The sequence below is a fragment of the Sediminibacillus massiliensis genome, from assembly GCF_900156915.1.
In the GTDB taxonomy this organism is placed as follows: Bacteria; Bacillota; Bacilli; order Bacillales; family Amphibacillaceae; genus Sediminibacillus_A; species Sediminibacillus_A massiliensis.
This window is the reverse complement of sequence record NZ_LT732535.1, coordinates 3,225,705-3,248,018: the sequence shown is the minus strand read 5'-3', so window position 1 is coordinate 3,248,018 and position 22,314 is coordinate 3,225,705. Positions and strand designations below refer to the sequence as shown.

Sequence of the window (22,314 nt, the reverse complement as noted above, 5' to 3'; positions counted from 1 at the left end):
TTTCTCATCCTCGCTTCCTATAATTCTACCATTGCTTTGACTACTCCGTTCTCTGGTTTCAACCAGTTTTCAAACTCACCGATTAAGCCGTCGAAACCAGCCCGATGGGTGATATAACGATCAGCATTAATGCGCCCATCCTGTATGGCTTCCTTTACCAATTCAAAATCTGCTCTGGTTGCATTTCTGCTTGCCAACAATGTAAGTTCTTTTGCATGGAAAAGCGGATCAGCAAATGCGATGTTATCCTTCACTAGTCCGACATAGACCAATTTGCCCCCGTTAGCTGGATAATGGAAAGTTTGTTCCATCGATTTGCTGTTTCCTGTCGCATCAAACACAATGGAAGGCATATCTCCGTTTGTTATCTCCTTTAATTGTTCGACTGGATTATGTTTGGCATGAACAACCTCATCTGCTTTGGCCCATTCACGGGAAAAACGCAATCGTTCTTCATTGATATCCATCGCGATTACTTTCGCACCTTTTTGTTCGGCGATGGACATGACCCCTAAACCAATCGGACCGGCACCAACGACCAGGACAGTTTCTCCTTCTTTCAGTTCAGACCGCCTGACAGCATGTGCCCCAATACTTAACGGCTCCAGGATGGCTGCTTCATCCAATGTTAATCCATTCGTCTGGATAAGATGATCATCCGGCACGGAAATTTGCTCGCACATCCCGCCATCAAAGTGAACACCTAAAACCCGCAAATTCGCACAACAATTCGGCATACCTTTTCTGCATACCATACAATCACCGCATTCCATGTAGGGGATAATGGCTACTTGGTCACCTTTTTGCAGAGCAGACGATGTTTTTTCGGTAGAATCCACGACACCTGCAAGTTCGTGGCCAAGTCTCCTCGGATATTCAAAGAACGGTTGGTTTCCCGCAAAAGCGTGAAGGTCTGTACCACATATCCCAATTCGCTTGATATTGACAATGGAATTGCCTTTTTTGGGTTTGGGAAGTTCCACTTCTGCCCACTTAAAGACACCCGGTTGCTCACAAATAATCGAACGCATCACAATCACCCCTTCGAAAATTCCCTCAAAAAACACTTTCATTTAGATTAGCAATAATAAATGGAAATAAAAATGACATTTTTTGCTTTGTTTATACTATTTTTTGATATAAAGTAAAGATAGGTGATAATCATGAAAGTAATGAAAAAAAATTCCGATTCTCCATTTTCTTTTTCATTTGTATATAAGGATAGTAAGGACCCGTATAAGGAATTGCCAACGCATATCCATGATTTTCATGAAATTATTTATGTCCATAAAGGGAAGGGCACCTTTTTCATTAATAACACTGTCTATGAAATGGGGAGAGGGGACGTATTCATCGTTCCGAATGATACCATTCATTACACCGCCCCTGATAATGATGATTTAATTATGTCATCTGTGATTTTTTTCAGTCCTGCTTTGATCCAAACAACCTCTATCGATGAAAATTTTTCCTACTTATCTATCATTGAGAAGATTAAGAGAAACAAGCACTATAAACTATCACTTCCAGATAAAAACCAATCCATCATGGAAGACTATCTCCATGCCATACAAATCGAGTTAAGCGAAAAACAACTGGGGTCCATCCATGCAGCAATATTGACCACCCATCAAGTATTGCTCTTTTTATCCCGGTTCAGCATCAAACAATCAGAGCATGAATTCAGGGAAACAGATTTTAGCAGCTACTGGATTAATGAGATTTTCACGTATATGGATCGTAATCTACAAGGCAATTTGTCTTTAAGCCTGTTAGCGGAGAGAGCTCATGTTAGTCCGGCCCATTTAAGCCGGGTTTTCAAGCAAATAACCGGAATGGGTTTTAATGTTTACCTGAACAAAAGAAGGACTTTTCGAGCAAAGGAGTTACTATGTAGTACCGACTATCCAATTGTCTATATTGCCGAATTAAGCGGCTTCGAGAGCACACCTCATTTTTATCGCACTTTTAAAAAGTACGCAGGCGCGACACCGGCAAAGTATCGAAAAAGTAAGACAGACCCGGGAACCGGCACAATCTAGAGTTCAACGGCCATGAGCCCTGTAAAACTATCTATATTGGATGCTAAAAAAAAGAAAGGTAGACATAGTCTCCTTTCTTTTACCTATTGGGAAGATATACTTCTCACTTCTCTTAAGGGATACCTTCTCTCTGGATGTCGATCATTCCTCACCGGCTTGGATTACACCTATCTTCCAGGTAAGAGGATAAAGAGACCGGGGACAAAGTTGTCTGCGTGCATAAAACCTCCGGTAAGGTCCGGTCAATTGAGTGTAAAAGTTTCACCCCAGTCTCTTCCCTTTTATTCCCTCCCCTTGGTGCGTTGATTGATGGCATCGATATCGTAAGGATAGCTTACAAACAATTCACTTGCTTTGTTTAAGCGTTCTCGCAGGTCTTCGGATAACGACCATCCGGCAGAAGCCAAGTTGGCTTCAAGCTGCTCCATTGTACGCGCACCGATTATCGGAGCAGTGACACCACGGCTGTTCAAAACCCAATTGATGGCAGTTTGAGCCGGTGTTTTACCTGCTTCTTCTGCAACACTATATAAGGTATCTAACAAATCCCATGTATAATCGTTATTGTACTTCGTCCATGACTCACTGTACCCTTTTTCTTCCGCAACAGATATACGGGAATCTTCCGGTGGCTTAACCATGTCGCGTGTAAACTTTCCGCTCAGCCATCCACCGCGCAGCGGACTCCAAGGAATCACTCCTAAGCCTTCATTTTCACAAACATCGATTAATTCATATTCGGTTGCACGGCACAGCAAATTATATTGAGGCTGCAGGCAAACAAATGGTTCCCAACCTTTATGTTTGCTTATGTCTATTGCTTTTTGAAGCTGCCAACCTTTAAAGTTGCTTGCTCCGATGTAACGGACAAGGCCTTCACGGACAAGGTCATGCAATGTGCTTAGTGTTTCTTCTATAGGTGTGCGAGGGTCCCATGCGTGCACCTGGTAAAGATCGATATAATCAGTTCCAAGTCGATGCAAGCTCTCTTTCACCCCGGAGATAATATGTTTCCTGCTCAAACCTACATCGTTCGGTCCTTCCCCCATCGGAAAACGAACTTTTGTGGCAACAACATAATCATCGCGGCGTTGGTTCTTCAACCACTTACCGACAATTTCTTCGGAGGCACCACGGGTATAGACATCGGCAGTATCAATAAAGTTACCGCCTTCTTCCACAAACCGGTTTAAAATGCTGAAGCTGTCCATTTCACTTGTTTCACGACCTAATGTCATCGTCCCCAGACAAAGCTCACTTACCCGCAGACCTGTTTTCCCCAAATAACGATATTCCATCGATTTCACACTCCTCCTAAGATATATCACTCAATTCGGAACTAATGGCAAACTGCAGTGATGCCAGTTCGATTCCGCTTTTACCAAATAGGTACGAACCCGTCAATTTCTTTCAATATAGATTCGATTTCTGTTAATACATCATCAGAAAGTTCCACTTCAGAGGCTTTTACATTTTCAGTGACCTGTTCCGGACGGCTTGCTCCGACAATTGCAGAGCTGACACCAGGCTGCCTCAAAATCCATGCAACAGCTAGTTGGGACAATTTAATATTTAAATCACCCGCGATGCCTTCCAAGCGGGCGACACGTTCTAGGACATCATCATTCAAATAGCTCTTGATCCAACGATTGATGTTTTCATTTGCTGCGCGGGTATTGGTAGGAATCTCTTGGCCTGGTTTATATTTACCTGTAAGGATCCCTTGTGCCAACGGCGAAAAGACAACCTGTCCGATTCCCTCTTTCTCCGAAATGGGCAACACTTCTTTTTCGATATAGCGTACAAGCATGTTATATATCGGCTGATTTGACACGAGGGGACGCAGGTTTTTTTCTTTGGTGATATGGACTGCATCTGTAATCTGTGCTGCCGTCCATTCACTGACACCGTAATACAAAATCTTACCCTGTTGAACCAAATCATCCAATGTACGTAATGTTTCTTCGGTCGGCGTATCTTCATCGAACCGATGACATTGATAAAGATCAAGATAATCAACACCCAGCCGCTTTAAACTGGCATCACATTGTTCTGTGATGTGCTTTCGTGAAAGTCCACGGTCATTCGGGCCGTCTCCCATCGGGAAAAAGACTTTTGTCGCCAACACATAACTTTCCCTGGAAAAAGGCTTGAGGGCTTCACCCACCACTTTTTCGGCCTCGCCCCTATTATAGGCATTTGCTGTATCAAAAAAATTGACGCCAAGTTCATAAGCCTGATGAATACAGTCAATGGCGTTTTGGTTCCCTACCGTTTCTCCATAAGTCAACCAGCTGCCAAGTCCTATTTCGCTAACCTTCAACCCGCTATTACCTAAACGACGATATTTCATTTCAAGCACTCCTGTCATGAATTTATGGTTTGTAACTCCATTACAGATTCCATAGAAAAACTACTTGAGCCTGAGAGAGAATGTAGATTACCAGATGTAAATATTTCAATAGACCATTTATCGGTTATTTCTTTTTCACTTCGACCCCTGCCAATTCTTCATAACATTTTATTACGGCACTCATGTCTTCAGCCCCAAACCCTTTAGCCCTCGCCATCTGGAACATTTCTTTTACCAAGGACAAAACCGGGGTTGGCAGTTCAAGGTCTTTTGCAACATCAGCTGCCAGTCCTAAATCTTTATAGATAAGATCCGTCATAAAATGAGGCGAAAAATCTCTGTTTAATACTTTCGGGCCTTTGTTATCCATCATCCCGCTTCTAGCTCCGCCTCCGCTGACAACTTTTATAAACAGCTCAGGGTCCACACCTGATTTAGTCGCCATCGTTATGGCTTCTGAGAAGGATAAAAGGTTAATAGCCCCCATCGTATTATTCGCTAGTTTTGTATAAGAACCTGCCCCGTTTTCCCCCATATAATAAGCTTGTTTTCCCATCGCGTAAAAGAGAGGCTCGCATTTTTCAAAGATTTCTTTCTTTCCCCCAACCATAAACGTTAGTATGCCTTCAATAGCTTGAGGTTCACTGCCTGTGACAGGAGCATCCAGCATCTCGATGCCTTCGTTTAAAAGGTTATCCGCCACTTTTTTACTTGTATTCGGCGAAATCGTACTGCTGTCGACAACAATCAAACCAGCATGCGCCCCTTTGATTATGCCTTCTTCGCCTAAAATGACTTCTTCAACGGCCTGGTCCGCAGTCAGCATAGTGAAAACCACATCACTTTTCTCGGCAGCTTCTTTAGGTGAGGATGCGTTGGCTGCTCCTTGTTTCTGAAGGGATTCGGCTTTATTTCTCGTGCGATTATACACAATGACTTCATAATCGTTTTTCAATAAATGTCCCGCCATTGGAAGTCCCATCGTACCCAATCCGATAAAGCCAATCTTTTTCATTGTGTTTTCCTCCTTTACTTTCAAATCGATTCTATTTGGGCCCAGTTACTCCCGGTGAGTCCTCTTCTAACTATTGCTTGATAGGAATCCAAGTTCTCCACGAACCTCTGATTCATCAATAAATTATCTGTCTTGTTTAAATAGTATAAATAGTAAAACTATTCATTTAAAGTACTGAATTTTTTTTGATATAATAGTAAATAGGTTACATAGTATCAAAATTATAGTAACTATCATACGGGTGGGAGAGGGATTCAATTGGAAAAAGTAGTAGAATGTTCAATTGAAAAAGCACTTAATATTATCGGTGGTAAATGGTCATTTCTCGTATTACGGGAATTATTTGAAGGAACGAAACGATTTGGGGAATTAAAAAAAGCGATTCAGAACATCAGCCCAAAAGCGTTAACAGATACGTTGCGTCACTTGGAAGAAAATGAAATCGTTATCAGAAAAGCCTATCCGACAGTACCTGTAACGGTCGAATATTCATTGACTGAAAAAGGACATGCCTTCCATAAGATTATTAAAGAAATGAAGTTATGGGGAGCGCAGTGGACATAAATGCGTTAAATCCGATTATGTAACCGCATACAATAATTAAAACAATAAATGTCGTCAAAATAATTATGTTAGGGGCCTAATTTGCATCTATGTTTTTGAGCTAATATTTTTTTTAAAACTTGAGGAGGAAATGGAATGGGGAATAATAAAGTAGTTGTAGTGACAGGTGCAACGCGGGGAATCGGGCGTAATACCGCCTTATTTTTTGCAGAAAAGGGATATACCGTAATTGGTACAGGCAGGGATGCTGAAAAATTAAAAGCAGTAGGAGCAGAACTTGAAAACTATTCAACCAACCATTCCATGCAAGCGATGGATGTGACACGGCCAACCGAGGTTGGACAAGTGGTGGACAATGTAATGACTCATTATGGACGAATTGATGTCTGGATTAATAATGCCGGCGCATTTAAAGCGATTGGTCCCACCTGGGAAGTAAAACAGGAAGATTGGATCAGTGATGTAACCACTAACTTATTCGGTACATTCCACTGTATCCAAGCGATAGTACCAGTTATGATCAACCAAGGTTATGGCACTATTATCAACATTGCAGGCGGCGGCACCGTTGATTCTTTCAAATACGGCAACGGCTATGGCACCTCTAAAACCGGTGTGGCAAGACTGACAGAAAACTTATCGGAAGAATTAGAGGATACTTCTGTAAAGGTATTTGCATTAGATCCAGGGTTAAATGATACCGATATGACTCGTTATCAGAGAGAGACAACTGTCGGACAACGCTACTTAAATGAAATAGAAAGTTTATTTGAGAAAAATGTTGATGTACCCCCTCACCAGGCTCCACAGTGGGCCTATTACATGGCAGCGGGGGAGCTGGATGACTTCAGGGGCAGAGTCGTATCCGTGTATGATGACTTAGAGAACTTAAAGAATACAATTGATCAAGGCATCGATCCTGACTTTCATAAGCTCCGGCTTATTAAGTAGAAAGTTGTTCTTGCAAAAACCCCTTTGGTTATCGCAACCAAAAGGGGTTTTTTTCTCAAATTATATTTTTTAATTAGTTCATTCTTGTCAGATCATAAAAGTTGAGAAAAAGGATCAGTCGATTCCATATATCTTTACTCAAAGGCAGATGGTTTGTTGTGTAATAGGTATTGATCTAGTGCTTGTTGCAAGGTTCCCAACTTCTTAGTGTCTTTATCGAATCTAATTCCAGATTCCATCATTTCTTTTGCAATATCCCTACGCAATCCTGTTATGACAGTAGAACATCCCATCATGGAAATCCCATCAATAAGTTTTAAAAGTTGAGCGGTAACTTCTCTGTCCATACTAGCAACACCAGATAAATCCATAATTAACGTATGAATACGCAAATTTGATACCTCTGTCAAGACTTTCTCCTGAAGAATTTGAATACGATTCTCATCAATTGCTCCAATTAACGGAAGCACGCTAATCGTATCGTTGATTGGGATAATTGGAACGGAGAGGTTTTCGACTAATTCTTTTTGTGCGCTGATTAAAGAATCCTTATATGTAGAGTAATCGATAAAAAATGTATTCAAAAACATGTCTACTCTATTATTTATCTCTTGTTCCAGTCGAAAAAAATCATCTATTTTATATTTGTTTATTAGTTCATAATATTTGTGTATAAAGATCCATAACGTTCTACGAATAGCTTGTACCCATTCCAGCTTAAAGGTTAGTTCGATGGAATGTGTCGCCCAGGCTATTCCTTCTTTTTTCGCAAATAGTTTCAGGTCATTATCTTCATGATTAATAATATAGGAAGTTAATTGGTGTGCATTATTAACCAGATCTATATTACCAATTCTCAATATTTCTTCGATTTTATCTTTCACATTTACTGCTTCAGACAACAAAGTAGATTCAAAAATTTCCTTATTCGCTTCGAAAAATTCTTTTAATGTAAATGAAGGTTCGAAAACAATATCCATTTTTATTCTCCTTTTAAGCATTACTGAAAGAACTGTAATATATTTTGGTATCTAAGTTGGATCATAGCTAAATAAACTCATACAAAGACTAAAACATTATTACCCTTTTTTATAGCAGCCCAAACATATCAGTTCATTAATTTTCTTAGAAAAATTGCTTAACTTGATATAAGTACATGTTCCCATAACTAATTCAGGAAAAAAAGAGGCAATGATTTCCATGTTTGTGTCTTTCACTTAAATTAATAGCTGGCTCCTCTATAAAGCAATCGATTTATTCAATCTTATTGATCAAAAGTAATCGGAATTTTTAGCTATTTCCATACCGGCGCTCTTTCTTACTGCTTATTTTACTATTGTTATGTAAGTGAAATTAAAAATGGTTTCCTGATTTGGAAACCATTTTTGTAATGGACCATATATGTTACCCATTCGCTTATCCTTTTTCATATAAAGCAGATAATCAATTACTATTCACTTTCTCAGTAAAAGTAATAACTTTGTATTGTGTACCTAAAACAATGAAAGCCCTGCCTCTCTTTCATCCTTACGGCTCCTTGTCCGTGCCAGTGTGATTCAGGATTGCAAAAACCAAGTGACTAATTTATCGAGTTTTTTGATGGAAACATCAATCGTTCGTAAAAAGAAATTTTAAATAATAATAATGGAATAGATTGTAGTAATGACAATAGAGGTAAGTACTCTAAAAGAGTTGAAGAAGAAATGATTATTTATGATTAACCTTAACAGAAACTATTTAATTGATTTTCTGTAATCCCTTTAACCAATCTCAGTTCACTGATCAAAAATTCATGTGCATTAGCCAACATTTTTTTTTCGCTTGAATTAAGTGCCTTCTCTTTCTTTATACGCAATAAATCTCGTACAACTTCAGCACCTTCTTGTATACTTCCAGATTTTATTTTGTCCGTATTCACTTTATACCTTTGTTTCCACGGAATTAATCTATCTGATTCTCCATGCTGAAAAATGTGGATGACGTGTTTCAATGCAATTAAATCGGTAACTGGGCGTATATTTGAACTCAATATTTTACCCGTAGGAATCATGATTTGCATATTACTGATCAACATCTCTATGACATAATACTGTTGCTTTTCTCCTGCGATTTCCTTTTCTTCTATGGCTTTAATTATACCTGCTCCTTGCATTGGATAAACAATATTGTCGCCAACTTGAAACAAATAATCCACCTCCATATATGGTAACCTTCTTAAGGTTAACACACATGCAGTTATTAATCAAATTTATTATTTTATCATAATTTTATTTTTATAGTCAACAACTTTTTTCTTTATAACCCAAAATATCAATAACAATAGAAATCTTGCTGATCACCAGTGAATGGAAGATTAAGACTTCGTACTTTTTCAATATTGTGTGATACTTTTTTAGCTAGAGGAGCAATAGGTCTAGATGCATTTAAAACCAACTAATCAACCACAACATAAAGCACTGGATTACCTCTTACTTATACAAAACCTCCTCTTTAATTATTCTTACAAATTGGTCCGCCTCCTCTAAGAATGGATAGTGGGCAGATTCATTGAAAAAGTACAGACCCTTTTCAGGTGCTTGGATCATATCTATATATTCTCCCCCAAGCGTTGCCGTCATCGGGAAGTCCTTATTCCCGATAAAAAAGTGAACAGGTATATCGAAATGAAAGGGCAGCAAGCGAAGGTTACCAGTAACAACCTCCCGAATTAGCACCGGGTAAGAAGTGAGGATCCCTAATAAAATATTAAATTTTTCTTTAGCAGTAAGATCAGGATAATGAAGAATATCGAGTGTCAGTTGTAAGTAGGAGTATCTTCTTTCCAACAAGTTATTTCGTGATCGTATTATCTTCCTTAAAATTTGCAGGTACCCGCCTTTTTTAGAACCCATTACTTTTGCCGGCACACCAAGCTGGCCAATTCCTAGATAGGCATGATAAAGGTCGGGTAATTCCGCAGCTGCTCTAGCTCCAATAATTGTTCCCCAGGAGTGAGCTAAAAGATAAATTTTGCTTTTCCCGTACTTCTCACTTAGATGTTTGGTTAATTCCATCGTATCTTCAACAAGTTGCTCCACAGATTTAAACCCTTTGCTCTCTTTACCAAAAGACATACCAGTGCCCCGCTGATCCCAGTAACAAACCGTAAAGTGTTCTTCCAAGTTTTTGCTTGTCTGTCTGAATGTTGGATAATTTGGAATACCCGGCCCCCCATGGAGAAACAAAAGCAGTGGATTATTTATATTATTTCCTTTTATTATCATCCCTTGCGTCTGCTTATTAATTTCTACATATTCCTTTAGGTGAATGCCATAGTAATTATTTGTTTCTGAAAATCTAGCACTCTTGTTGATCGCCTCTCCCTCCTGAGAAGAACTGCCATCATCCATTAAAAAACCTCCCGAACTACTACTGAATAACGGAAATGCTCGGAAACAATTAGAGTCGCTTCCTTATCCCTGTATCGATTCCCCTGGAATTTTGTCCTGTAAACGTTGAAGCGTTGAGTTGACAAAAATGATTTTTAGGATGCTCATATGGGAATCGATCGACCTCGTTTTTACCTTTTTACTCCAAAACGCGGAGAATATAATGTATCCCTGGATAACCAAAAAGTTATTCAAGTGTGACTTTCTATGGAGTGAAAAGAAGCGAAAAAAAGAGAAGAAAAAACTGGCGGCAGGGAGAATTTATTGGGTTAAACTTAGTTAACAAACCAATGTACCTGTACTGTTTATTAAGTTTAATTTATAACAGACAGGTAATAGTTATAATAAATAATGAAGGAGCTATGTTTGTTTTCAGATGGTAAATAGGAGGTACGAATCATGTCAATTTTGACGAAAGTTACAAAGCTGCTGAACAATCCCAAAGTGAAAAAAGGAGTTAAAGAAAAAGGAGTACCGACGGTAAAAAAAGAAATTGAAAAGAGAAAAAACAAATCGAAGTGAGACAATCGCAGGTTGTTGCGGTTGTCTTTTTTGTGGCGAATATTAGCGTTGTTAACTGTCCTATCCAAGGGATACTACCAGTCAAATGAGTATTACGAACGCAAACCAATTAACCCAAGAGGAAATAGAGATGATAGGCAAGCCTAACGGCGAGACATGAGGAAGGATTTCATCCCTTTTGGGTAGAGAAAGTAATTGTCTCGAAGGTAATAGATACTTTCAATCCTACATAGCTGATGCCTAATAAAAAAGCAAGCCCCTCGTTCTTCTTTCATAAAAACCACTCAAATTATTAATCATTCTAAGAACATCCCTTTTTGATCTATTTATATAAAGCCCCTCTCAAAAGTTTATGAACTCTTGAGAGGCTTGTAGATTTAGTAAACGATTATTTACCGTTCATCCGTCCCACCCATTGATAGAGAAGGTTATTATATAGGGGAAGATTTTTGTGGATTTTAACTGCTACTTCTTCATTATAGGTATGGACGGTTAAATTACGATCATTTACCATCTCCAAAGCCAGAACGGCTTCTTCATCCTCTAACAAGTGGACCTCCCTGCAACTGCGAATGACGCTCTTCGGAGAGCCGGCATCCACCCCTTCTACTTCATACAAATATTGCTTCGCCGCTTTCCAACTAGCCTCAAAAGTGAATTCAAATCGTTGAATCGCTGCATCTCGTTCCACATCGTTCGGGTTTTTAAGGTTAGCTAGCTTTTCAAAGGCAGCCAACGCTTTTTCTGCTGCTTCTAATCGTTGACGTAATCTTTCCATAAGATCCCCTCCTTTTTCACTTGTTGGACTAGAGATTCTTTGGCCTCATGTAAATCCACCACATCTACCTTGTAAGGAATGGTAGACTCTTCTATTTGCTCGATCAGTTTATTCCATTTAAAAGGAGAGATCGGGGAGTGAGATTCGATAGCGATGTCGATATCCGAACTATTTTTTTCTTCCTGTCGGGCCCAAGAACCAAATAAGTAAATACGCGCTTTTTCCTTACCAAGTTGTTCATTCAAAATCGATTTTAGTTGTTCTAATATTCGCTCTCGTAAATCTTCAGGACATCCCATAATATCCCTACCTCTTTTTTGTCCTATTATAGCATATGTATATCTTCTCTTTGATGGATTTTCCTTCTCCACTTTCCCCAAGCAGAAATTCGATTGCTATCATGACCATTATTAATGTAGATTCCTTTATTGAGACTTTACAGTTATTGCAAAAAAATCTCCATTAAATACACAAAGGTTATACATTTTGAATTTCATTCATGTATTTTTAATATTCGTCCCACCCATTATTTTGTCTATCAAAATAACTTCATCTGCTGCCCACTGCTATTTTCATCACCGCCATCTTTGGCTTTATAATCCATCGATTTATATCCCTGCATGCGCTTTTCATACATGTTCTTCAACTCGGGAACCTGATAATCAACATAATCATATACTTTTACAACAGTCTTATCCGTATGAACACGATACAACCTACCGACATATTGCTGTAGCGTTCCTTTCCAGGCGATTGGCATGGCGAGGAAAAGAGTGTCCAGTCTAGCATTGTCAAATCCTTCTCCGATATACTTACCGGTAGCGATAATAAGCCTTTCTTCATTATCTGATAGGTTTTCTATTAGCTTTAATCATACTTGCTCTTCTTGCTTACTCAACTTACCTGTTAATACGATTATATTCTTAGCAAATCCTTCAAAGAGCTTCTTCAATTCATTCACATGTTCTATCCGCTCTGTCAAAATAATTGGATATGCATTATTCTCAAGTTCTTTTAATACATCCATTAAATATGAGTAGCATCACTATGTCTTAATTGATAAGGCGTTCTTTATTAATTTTTGCGCAACTGAAAACCCGTTTAATGCTATATCGAATAACCTTAATACTCATTCCTTCTTAGATTCTTCTTTTTAATAAATATCCACTCTGATCAGTGCATTTCCTCTAATATATCTCCAACCAAAGCAAACAAACTTCATTAAAGCAGATTTCTCTTTCTTCCCTGTAAACACTCCAATTTATTAACCTTGGTGTTATACAAATGTATCCTCCCGGCTAATATTTAAGAATAAAAGAAAAGCCTCTCAAGAGTTTATAGACTCTTTGAGAGGCTTACAGATTTAATAACGATTTTAACACCAGTCAAAATCCAGTCAAACCTATGATGAAAGGGTTTTGGGGGCTATCACATCATGCCGCCCATTCACTGTATTAACTAAATAACCGAAGATAATATATAAAAACCCCTATATAATCGGTTTTCTAACTTTACGATATAAGTATGAAATTAAATAAGATATCAGTATTAATAAAGAAAATCCAGTCAATATCCAGTCTGGGATACTAACTCATACAAGCAACGTAACGACCTACAACTTGGCTGTTGGAGTGTATATGATTAAACTTTATAAGGAGGGGTGTAATACCAGCAAATTAACCCCTTTGGGGATTAAATCTGATGGATCCAAATAGAAATGGAGCAATAATTATGAATCCTGCCCCATTTCTGCCCCAAAGGAACATATTCTTAATTATTCGAGTTTCTTCATTTATTTCTTAGGATGTGGGGTCTTGATGTTATTTTTGCGCTTATATTCTTTGAGTTGATCACGCAACTGTTGACTCATTGGCCCCCCTATTAAATTCAATATCGTTTTTAAAATAGAATAGGTTACTAACCACAATAGATTATAGTCGAAACTTGATCAACGAGTCTAAAACAATTATAAAATTATACCATATAATAGTATTAGAACTATAATAAAGGAGGTTTATCATGGCACTTGAACTTATGAAGCTTCAAATTACAGCTTCATCTACTATTTCTGTAGATCCAACACCCGAAAAATTCTTTCATGTAACTACTGGAGAGACAGCTGCAGGAACTACTTTATCAATCGATACAGCCGATTTTTTCGATGACTCAGGCGCAGCTGCTACCGATCTACCAACACTCGCTACAGATAATAGTTATTATAATGTTTATATTAATGGTGTGATGCAAATGGGTGGAATTTCAACTTATACCCCAGGTGCTACTACGGTTGGATCACTCGATATTGATGTACCAGCAGGTGGGGATCCGATTATCACAGGTTCACCAATAGTATTAGAAGTAGTAAACTATACTCCAACCTCTAGTACAGATATTACAACTTAATTATGAATAAATAAGGGCTTCTATAGTTGAAACCCTTATTTATTATGACTGATAAATAGTAATGAACTGAAGAGTTATAGGAGTATTTTTTGCCGGTATACTATCTGTATTTAAACTCAAATAACCTTTTTTTACTGTATAGGTGTTTGGCGGTTGTAATACTCCATTTACGAAAAGATTAATATAAGAAACAGTTTCGGGATCTAAAATACCCTGCTGTCCATATTCCTTCAGTTCATCTTCATTAGTGTAGATGGAACATCTTCCGTCTGATAAAGTATTATATTGATAAGTATCCACTTTAAAGGGTTTGGGTTTAGGTCTTGACCTCATAGATATTTTAATTTTAATTTCATCGGTTGAAGATTGCCAATCATAGACCATACGAGTGTTGATCTTGTGCTTATTTTTCTTCCCCATACATACCACCTAATTTAAAACTTTCTTTATTGTATGTTTTTCTACAATGTATGTTTGTACGATGCAAATACTTTTCCACACAATAACAGCATTTCCGCATACACCTAAAATATAAAAAGCTTTCTTCTATCTTGCCGTGACAAGGCTTCCCGCCCTGCCAGTTAATCGTCAAAGCTCCGTAACTTTGTTCAGGAGCTGGAGCCTTGACCACCTGCCGTCTTTCACCATATATACTGCATTTTCCATCGAGTCTATATCAGCCGTTTCTAGTTTTTTCGCTGCATCTGCCAATGTAAGCCCCCCTCGTAATAGACAGAAGATGGATTGTTTCCGGGATGCGATCTGGTAGGACTGTGCATTGAAATGGTCCGATATTAATTTTAAAAGTGCAACCACCCGTATCACTAAGACTCTTTACAATGAAAACAACAATAAAAGATATACTCCCATATATCAAAACAAAAGGACGCTTCCGACAAGATTTCAAATCTTTACGGAAACGCCCTTCAAAAGACTGTTTCAGATTAAAATATTACCTACTTGTGACTTTACCGGTGTTTTGGGTAGGAGGATGTTTTCTCTAAAACCCTTTATATCAAGGTTTTTTAGAGATTTTTTACATCATACCGCCCATTTACTCGCTTGCTTTAAATAATATCCCCTGTAAAACCTTGTTAAAACAAGGGTTGCCTTAGAAGTAAATTGAACAAACACTATAAGAAAATAAACCTTTAACCGAGTGGGCTAACGTGTTTTTAAAGTGTTTGGTTCACAAACTGAAAGAAGAAATAAACACTGTAGCCTAGAAGAGCCAGACCACTTATTAAAAGAATAGCTTGTCTACTCTTTTTGTTTAGCCATCTTCCTCCAAGATGTAAAAGTATAGCTAATAAAACAAACCATAATAACGCACCTAATAAAACTGCTAATGGAGAAACCATAGAAATGCTATTTTTTATTGAAAGAAATTATTACCCCCCCTTAGATGTTTGAAAAAACTCAACTAAATGATCAATTGTCTCTTCTTCAACCCAACACTCAATATTTTTCCCTTGGCGGTCCATACGTATTAATCCCGTGCGTCTGAGTTCCTTAAGGTGATGGTAAACCTTCGATGGTGCAATATTTAATCCTTCTCCTAATCCCCCCACGGTTAACCGCATTTCTTCCTCTGTGCTCAGTTCACCCGGATTAATTACAGTACTCGGCTAAATAAAGAAAAATGTTTAACCGATGTACTAGACTAGAGGAGAATATGAGCAAAACAATCAAGAACTTTAACGATCTCAAATTATTATGTAAGCCTTAAATAAGAAGCGTCCAAAGATTCTAAAATTACCGATGCAAGCTTAACACCTAAATAATAAATAAGTAGCTTCATACAATCACTTCCAGGTTAACTCATAGACATTATAAAAACGTAATCTTTATATGGCTAATAATATACTGTTGAGTCACTTTTATATCTAAAAAACCCAACCATACTTATACAACTTCAAGTATAGTTTTTATTTTAGCTAGTGGCTCTTGTATGTATGGAAAGGAATGAAAGAGTTGAGTAAACAAATTAGAATCATGACCATTTTTGGTACAAGACCAGAAGCCATTAAATTAGCCCCTTTAACCTTAGAACTTAAGAAAAGATCGAGAGTTTTTAAAAACATCAGTAGCTGTAACTGCCCAACATAGATATATGCTGGATCAAGTACTGGAGGCCTTTAACATTGTGCCAAATTTTGATTTAAATATTATGAAAGAGAACCCATCCCTAACCGAAATAACCGTTAATGTCCTTGAAGGGTTAAGCACTCTATTACAAAAGGAAAAGTCCCACCTAGTTCTTGTGCATGGAGATACAACTACGACACTCGTAGCTTCCTTGGCAGCTTTTTATAATCAAATTCCTATTGGGCACATAGAGGCCGGCTTACGGAGATGGAACAAAAAGTCCCCGTTTCCAGAAGAAGTAAATAGGCAGCTAACAGGGATTCTTGCAGATTTACACTTTGCTCCTACAGAAACAGCTATGAAAACTCTGATTGCTGAAGGAAAAAACAAAAAAATATCTTTGTTACAGGGAACACCGCTATTGATGCATTATATACGACAGTGAGTTCTTCCTATACACATCCCATATTAGAAAAACTAGGTACAAAACGACTCGTTTTAGTAACTATCCACAGAAGGGAAAGCTTGGGCTATCCTATGGAACAAATGCTAAAGCTATTAAACATACCCTGGATATTCATGAAGATGTGTATGTAGTTTTTCCTTTACATCTAAATCCTAGAGTGCAGCAAACAGCTAACGATATTTTAGGAAACCACCAACGTATTAAGCTCATTAATCCTCTAAATGTAATAGATTTTCATAACTTTTCTTCCCGTGCCTATATGATTTTGACTGACTCAGGGGGGATTCAAGAAGAAGCCCCCTCCCTTGGAGTTCCGGTTATAGTTTTACATGATACAACAGAACGCCCTGAAGGAATAGAAGCTGGGGTACTCCGGTTAGCTGGAACAACTTATGAGGATATCTTTCAGCTTACTCATAAACTTCTTTCTGACCCAAAGAACCATAAAACTATGGTTGATTCTATAAATCCATATGGTGATGGAAAGGCCTCAGTAAGAATTGTGGAAGCAATTCTTTATTATCCCAGTTTACATCATCACAGACCTGCACCTTTCTCGCCGCAATAATTCAACCTTCAATAATGTAAGAGTTGATCATAATTAAAAAAATATAAGATGAGCACTTTTCAGTGTAAAGACGTGCCTTTTACTAGGTTATATGTGGAAAAAAAGAACCAAAATCGTTTGAATTCATAATTTATTTTATAACAGTATCTTTTACGAAGGAGGGGAGGAGAAAGTGGAAATTACCCCGTTACCAGCAGTAAAGCAAGACTTTTGCATAGTTGCAAACAGAATTTACGACTGGGTCATAACACAAGTAGATACTAAAGAATGTTACAAAGGGTGCGAGGGACTAAAAACACTTAATTTTCAGTGCGGAAATATAAGTGGTTTAGAAGAAGAAGGATCTTTAATGGGAGAATGTTATTTGACTGACGTTGATGGGAATCCTGTCTCCCCTACTGAAGGTCTGGTATGCAGAGAACTACCTATTATAAACGGCAGGAAAGAAACAAGTATTCAAACCCCTGAAGGGTCCATCGTCACTTTACAGTTTGTCAAGCTGCTTACCCAAGGTTTTTTTATTGTACGACTCTCCAATAACTTAGGCGAGAATTGTATTTCCCTGCCCCAACCATTTGCTATTACCGAGAAAGTACTTCTTTCCAAACCAGAAAATACTGAAATTAATTGCGATATTCTAGATTTCAGTTGCGATGTTGATGTGATATGCAACCATGACAATCAAGGAAATTCATTTTTTCAGCAAATCGATGTCGAACTTTCTATAAGCCAAAGTATCCAAGCTTTTAGAGAAGAAACCCTTCTTTTAAAAGCGAAAGAGTGTACACCAAGAATTGGCTACTAATGGGTATAAAATTCTGATCACCCTATAGTCATATTGTACAGCACTCCCCAAGTATATTAATTAAGAGATGGATATCCACCAATTTGTTGCTCCAAATTCAGCACTCCCTTTTATTAAACTTAAAAATAAGTTGATCCTTCCCTACTTTAAATTTTCCATTTCATAAACCAAAGGGAGTGATACATATGTGTCCGAAAGGCTCCGGTGATTCCAATTCCAACGATAAAAAACGCAATAGAGTAAACTGCTCTTTAGAGGGCATAGCCAATGCAAACTGTGGGCCAGAGTGCTGCTGCACGATAAATGTAGTAAAAAATGTGTTGGCTGCTACTATAGCCGGGGGAACTTTGGACACGGTCGACAGCCTTCTCGGAGCTACAATTACAGGCGGGACATTAGATAGTATAGAAGAAATTCAGGCTGCAACGATAACCGGGGGCACCATCAACACGGTAGAAAACATCTTAGGAGCTACTCTTCTCGGTGGAACGATCAATGCAATTACTGGCACGATAACGACGGAAATTCCTTCTGTCACGATTACCGGTGGAACGATCAATACCGTAGAAGAAGTACTGGCTGGGACCATTGTTGGCGGTACGATTGATACCGTAGATTCTATTCTTGGGGCCACTATTACCGACGGATTCATTAACGCTACTATCCTCGGCGGCACTGTAACGGCAGAAATCGCTTCTGTGACCGTGACAGGCGGGACCATCAATGTTATTGAGGAAATTCTCGCTTCCACTGTGGTTGGCGGAACCATTGATACCGTCGACAGCGTTCTCGGGGCCACGGTATCTGCCGGAACCATCAATACCGTTGAAGAGGTCCTGGCTGCCACCATTGTCGGCGGCACAATCGATACTGTTGATAGTATTCTCGGAGCTACTATTACCGACGGATTCATCAATGCCACCATCCTCGGTGGCACAGTAACGGCGGAGATCGATTCCGTCACCGTGACAGGTGGGACCATCAATGTCATTGAAGAAGTCCTCGCTTCCACTGTGGTGGGCGGGACCATCAATACCGTGGAAGAGGTCCTGGCTACCACCATCGTTGGCGGCACAATCGATACCGTTGATAGTATTCTCGGAGCTACTATTACCGACGGATTCATCAATGCCACCATCCTCGGTGGCACAGTAACGGCGGAAGTCGCTTCCGTCACCGTGACGGGAGGAACCATCAATGTCATTGAAGAAGTCCTCGCTTCCACTGTGGTGGGCGGGACCATCAATACCGTGGAAGAAGTCCTGGCTGCCACCATCGTTGGCGGGACCATTGATACCATCGACAGCGTTCTCGGGGCCACGGTCTCTGCCGGAACCATCAATACCGTGGAAGAGGTCCTGGCTGCCACCATCGTCGGCGGCACAATCGATACCGTCGATAGTATTCTCGGGGCTACCATTACCGATGGATTCATTAACGCCACCATCCTCGGGGGGACGGTAACGGCGGAGATCGCTTCCGTCACCGTGACGGGCGGAACCATCAATGTCATTGAAGAAGTCCTTGCTTCTACCATCGTCGGCGGCACAATCGATACTGTTGATAGTATTCTCGGAGCTACTATTACCGACGGATTCATCAATGCCACCATCCTCGGCGGGACAGTAACAGCGGAGATCGCTTCCGTCACCGTGACAGGTGGGACCATCAATGTCATCGAAGAAGTCCTTGCTTCTACCATCGTCGGCGGCACAATCGATACCGTCGATAGTATTCTCGGGGCTACCATTACCGATGGATTCATTAACGCCACCATCCTCGGTGGCACAGTAACGGCGGAAGTCGCTTCCGTCACCGTGACGGGCGGGACTATCAATGTCATCGAAGAAGTCCTCGCTTCCACCGTGGTTGGCGGAACCATTGATACCGTCGATAGTATTCTCGGGGCTACCATTACCGATGGATTCATTAACGCCACTATCCTCGGCGGGACGGTAACGGCAGAAGTCGCTTCCGTCACCGTTACAGGCGGGACCATCAATGTCATCGAAGAAGTCCTCGCTTCCACCGTGGTTGGCGGAACCATTGACACCATTGATAGTATTCTCGGAGCTACTATTACCGATGGATTCATCAATGCCACCATCCTCGGTGGCACAGTAACGGCGGAAGTCGCTTCCGTCACCGTGACGGGTGGAACCATCAATGTCATTGAAGAAGTCCTCGCTTCCACCGTGGTGGGCGGAACCATCAATACCGTTGAAGAGGTCCTGGCTGCCACCATTGTCGGCGGCACAATCGATACTGTTGATAGTATTCTCGGAGCTACTATTACCGACGGATTCATCAATGCCACCATCCTCGGTGGCACAGTAACGGCGGAGATCGATTCCGTCACCGTGACAGGTGGGACCATCAATGTCATTGAAGAAGTCCTCGCTTCCACTGTGGTGGGCGGGACCATCAATACCGTGGAAGAGGTCCTGGCTACCACCATCGTTGGCGGCACAATCGATACCGTTGATAGTATTCTCGGAGCTACTATTACCGACGGATTCATCAATGCCACCATCCTCGGTGGCACAGTAACGGCGGAAGTCGATTCCGTCACCGTGACAGGCGGGACCATCAATACCGTGGAAGAGGTCCTGGCTACCACCATCGTCGGCGGCACAATCGATACTGTTGATAGTATTCTCGGAGCTACTATTACCGAAGGATTCATCAATGCCACCATCCTCGGTGGCACAGTAACGGCGGAAGTCGATTCCGTCACCGTGACGGGCGGGACTATCAATGTCATCGAAGAAGTCCTCGCTTCCACTGTGGTTGGCGGAACCATTGATACCGTCGACAGCGTGCTCGGGGCCACGGTCTCTGCCGGAACCATCAATACCGTGGAGGAGGTCCTGGCTGCCACCATTGTTGGCGGCACGATTGATACCATCGACAGCGTGCTCGGAGCTACCATTACCGATNACCGTTGAAGAGGTCCTGGCTGCCACCATTGTCGGCGGCACAATCGATACTGTTGATAGTATTCTCGGAGCTACTATTACCGACGGATTCATCAATGCCACCATCCTCGGTGGCACAGTAACGGCGGAGATCGATTCCGTCACCGTGACAGGTGGGACCATCAATGTCATTGAAGAAGTCCTCGCTTCCACTGTGGTGGGCGGGACCATCAATACCGTGGAAGAGGTCCTGGCTACCACCATCGTTGGCGGCACAATCGATACCGTTGATAGTATTCTCGGAGCTACTATTACCGACGGATTCATCAATGCCACCATCCTCGGTGGCACAGTAACGGCGGAAGTCGATTCCGTCACCGTGACAGGCGGGACCATCAATACCGTGGAAGAGGTCCTGGCTACCACCATCGTCGGCGGCACAATCGATACTGTTGATAGTATTCTCGGAGCTACTATTACCGAAGGATTCATCAATGCCACCATCCTCGGTGGCACAGTAACGGCGGAAGTCGATTCCGTCACCGTGACGGGCGGGACTATCAATGTCATCGAAGAAGTCCTCGCTTCCACTGTGGTTGGCGGAACCATTGATACCGTCGACAGCGTGCTCGGGGCCACGGTCTCTGCCGGAACCATCAATACCGTGGAGGAGGTCCTGGCTGCCACCATTGTTGGCGGCACGATTGATACCATCGACAGCGTGCTCGGAGCTACCATTACCGATGGATTCATTAACGCTACCATCCTTGGCGGGACGGTCACGGCGGAAGTCGCTTCCGTCACCGTGACAGGCGGAACCATCAATGTCATTGAGGAAGTCCTCGCTTCCACTGTGGTTGGAGGTACCATCGATACCGTCGACAGCGTGCTCGGAGCCACGATCTCTGCCGGAACCATCAATACCATGGAGGAGGTCCTGGCTGCCACCATCGTTGGCGGCACGATTGATACCATCCACAGCGTGCTCGGAGCTACCATTACCAACGGATTCATTAATGCAACTATCCTCGGCGGCACTGTAACGGCGGAAGTCGCTTCCGTCACCGTAACAGGTGGGACCATCAATGTCATTGAGGAAGTCCTCGCTTCCACTGTCGTTGGCGGGACCATCGATACCATTGGTAGTATTCTTGGGGCCACCATTACCAATGGGTTCATTAACGCTACGATCCTCGGAGGTACCATTGATACCATCGAAAGTGTCCTCGGGGCCACTATCTCCGCAGGCACCATCAATACCGTGGAAGAGGTCCTGGCTACCACCATCGTTGGCGGCACAATCGATACCGTTGATAGTATTCTCGGAGCTACTATTACCGACGGATTCATCAATGCCACCATCCTCGGTGGCACAGTAACGGCGGAAGTCGCTTCCGTCACCGTGACGGGCGG

General features: G+C 41.0%; 19 protein-coding genes and 1 pseudogene. 7 read left to right on the top strand and 13 right to left on the bottom strand.

Annotation, left to right across the window (positions count from 1 at the left end):
• Positions 1–17 precede the first annotated feature (17 nt).
• Positions 18–1,031, bottom strand: coding sequence for a zinc-binding alcohol dehydrogenase family protein (locus tag CZ434_RS16965; RefSeq protein WP_077624217.1), 1,014 nt, complete (start codon positions 1,029–1,031; stop codon positions 18–20).
• A 132-nt stretch (positions 1,032–1,163) separates the two neighbouring features.
• On the opposite strand from CZ434_RS16965, the gene CZ434_RS16960 reads away from it, so the two are divergent.
• The gene (locus tag CZ434_RS16960) at positions 1,164–2,042 is read left to right on the top strand and encodes an AraC family transcriptional regulator (RefSeq protein ID WP_077624216.1); all 879 of its coding nucleotides are present in this window, start codon (positions 1,164–1,166) and stop codon (positions 2,040–2,042) included.
• Positions 2,043–2,323: 281 nt separating this feature from the next.
• Here CZ434_RS16960 and CZ434_RS16955 read toward each other — a convergent pair whose 3' ends face one another.
• The 3 genes from CZ434_RS16955 to CZ434_RS16945 form a co-directional block, all read right to left on the bottom strand.
• On the bottom strand, positions 2,324–3,340 hold the full coding sequence (locus CZ434_RS16955) for an aldo/keto reductase (protein WP_077624215.1): 1,017 nt from the start codon (positions 3,338–3,340) through the stop codon (positions 2,324–2,326).
• A gap of 80 nt (positions 3,341–3,420) precedes the next feature.
• Positions 3,421–4,395 (bottom strand): aldo/keto reductase family protein, encoded by a 975-nt coding sequence (locus CZ434_RS16950; RefSeq protein WP_077624214.1) that lies wholly within the window; start codon positions 4,393–4,395, stop codon positions 3,421–3,423.
• 124 nt (positions 4,396–4,519) lie between these two features.
• On the bottom strand, positions 4,520–5,410 hold the full coding sequence (locus tag CZ434_RS16945; RefSeq protein WP_077624213.1) for an NAD(P)-dependent oxidoreductase: 891 nt from the start codon (positions 5,408–5,410) through the stop codon (positions 4,520–4,522).
• A 258-nt stretch (positions 5,411–5,668) separates the two neighbouring features.
• Between CZ434_RS16945 and CZ434_RS16940 the strand changes: the two genes are divergently transcribed.
• Positions 5,669–5,974: a winged helix-turn-helix transcriptional regulator gene (locus tag CZ434_RS16940; protein WP_077624212.1), complete on the top strand. Its 306-nt coding sequence runs from the start codon at positions 5,669–5,671 to the stop codon at positions 5,972–5,974.
• A gap of 135 nt (positions 5,975–6,109) precedes the next feature.
• On the top strand, positions 6,110–6,925 hold the full coding sequence (locus tag CZ434_RS16935; RefSeq protein WP_077624211.1) for an SDR family oxidoreductase: 816 nt from the start codon (positions 6,110–6,112) through the stop codon (positions 6,923–6,925).
• 134 nt (positions 6,926–7,059) lie between these two features.
• Here the strand turns inward: CZ434_RS16935 and CZ434_RS16930 are convergent, their stop codons facing one another.
• From CZ434_RS16930 to CZ434_RS16920, 3 genes are all read right to left on the bottom strand, one after another.
• Positions 7,060–7,905: an STAS domain-containing protein gene (locus CZ434_RS16930; RefSeq protein ID WP_077624210.1), complete on the bottom strand. Its 846-nt coding sequence runs from the start codon at positions 7,903–7,905 to the stop codon at positions 7,060–7,062.
• Positions 7,906–8,648: 743 nt separating this feature from the next.
• Positions 8,649–9,125 (bottom strand): CarD family transcriptional regulator, encoded by a 477-nt coding sequence (locus CZ434_RS16925; RefSeq protein WP_077624209.1) that lies wholly within the window; start codon positions 9,123–9,125, stop codon positions 8,649–8,651.
• 268 nt (positions 9,126–9,393) lie between these two features.
• The gene (locus tag CZ434_RS16920) at positions 9,394–10,314 is read right to left on the bottom strand and encodes an alpha/beta fold hydrolase (RefSeq protein WP_077624208.1); all 921 of its coding nucleotides are present in this window, start codon (positions 10,312–10,314) and stop codon (positions 9,394–9,396) included.
• 438 nt (positions 10,315–10,752) lie between these two features.
• Between CZ434_RS16920 and CZ434_RS22705 the strand changes: the two genes are divergently transcribed.
• A complete protein-coding gene (locus CZ434_RS22705; protein ID WP_281252283.1) occupies positions 10,753–10,875 on the top strand; it encodes a hypothetical protein in 123 nt (40 codons plus the stop codon).
• Between the two features lie 388 nt (positions 10,876–11,263).
• Here CZ434_RS22705 and CZ434_RS16910 read toward each other — a convergent pair whose 3' ends face one another.
• The 3 genes from CZ434_RS16910 to CZ434_RS22540 form a co-directional block, all read right to left on the bottom strand.
• Positions 11,264–11,653, bottom strand: a complete 390-nt coding sequence (locus CZ434_RS16910) for an HI0074 family nucleotidyltransferase substrate-binding subunit (RefSeq protein WP_077624206.1) — start codon at positions 11,651–11,653, stop codon at positions 11,264–11,266.
• Positions 11,629–11,952 (bottom strand): nucleotidyltransferase family protein, encoded by a 324-nt coding sequence (locus CZ434_RS16905; RefSeq protein WP_077624205.1) that lies wholly within the window; start codon positions 11,950–11,952, stop codon positions 11,629–11,631. Before CZ434_RS16905 ends, CZ434_RS16910 begins: the two co-directional genes overlap by 25 nt.
• 239 nt (positions 11,953–12,191) lie before the next feature.
• Positions 12,192–12,368, bottom strand: coding sequence for a hypothetical protein (locus CZ434_RS22540; protein WP_179107302.1), 177 nt, complete (start codon positions 12,366–12,368; stop codon positions 12,192–12,194).
• Positions 12,369–13,672: 1,304 nt separating this feature from the next.
• On the opposite strand from CZ434_RS22540, the gene CZ434_RS16895 reads away from it, so the two are divergent.
• Positions 13,673–14,056 (top strand): DUF4183 domain-containing protein, encoded by a 384-nt coding sequence (locus CZ434_RS16895; RefSeq protein ID WP_077624203.1) that lies wholly within the window; start codon positions 13,673–13,675, stop codon positions 14,054–14,056.
• 42 nt (positions 14,057–14,098) lie between these two features.
• Here CZ434_RS16895 and CZ434_RS16890 read toward each other — a convergent pair whose 3' ends face one another.
• From CZ434_RS16890 to CZ434_RS22815, 3 genes are all read right to left on the bottom strand, one after another.
• Entirely contained in the window at positions 14,099–14,476 is a 378-nt protein-coding gene (locus tag CZ434_RS16890) for a DUF4183 domain-containing protein (RefSeq protein WP_077624202.1), read from the bottom strand.
• A 168-nt stretch (positions 14,477–14,644) separates the two neighbouring features.
• Positions 14,645–14,767: a hypothetical protein gene (locus tag CZ434_RS22700; protein WP_281252282.1), complete on the bottom strand. Its 123-nt coding sequence runs from the start codon at positions 14,765–14,767 to the stop codon at positions 14,645–14,647.
• A 680-nt stretch (positions 14,768–15,447) separates the two neighbouring features.
• Positions 15,448–15,639 (bottom strand): ArsR/SmtB family transcription factor, encoded by a 192-nt coding sequence (locus tag CZ434_RS22815; RefSeq protein ID WP_077624201.1) that lies wholly within the window; start codon positions 15,637–15,639, stop codon positions 15,448–15,450.
• Positions 15,640–16,030: 391 nt separating this feature from the next.
• Between CZ434_RS22815 and wecB the strand changes: the two are divergent.
• Both wecB and CZ434_RS16875 read left to right on the top strand, forming a co-directional pair.
• Positions 16,031–17,178 (top strand): annotated as a pseudogene (gene wecB, locus CZ434_RS16880) (non-hydrolyzing UDP-N-acetylglucosamine 2-epimerase).
• A gap of 172 nt (positions 17,179–17,350) precedes the next feature.
• On the top strand, positions 17,351–17,983 hold the full coding sequence (locus tag CZ434_RS16875; protein WP_077624200.1) for a BMQ_0737 family morphogenetic spore coat protein: 633 nt from the start codon (positions 17,351–17,353) through the stop codon (positions 17,981–17,983).
• Positions 17,984–22,314 lie beyond the last annotated feature (4,331 nt).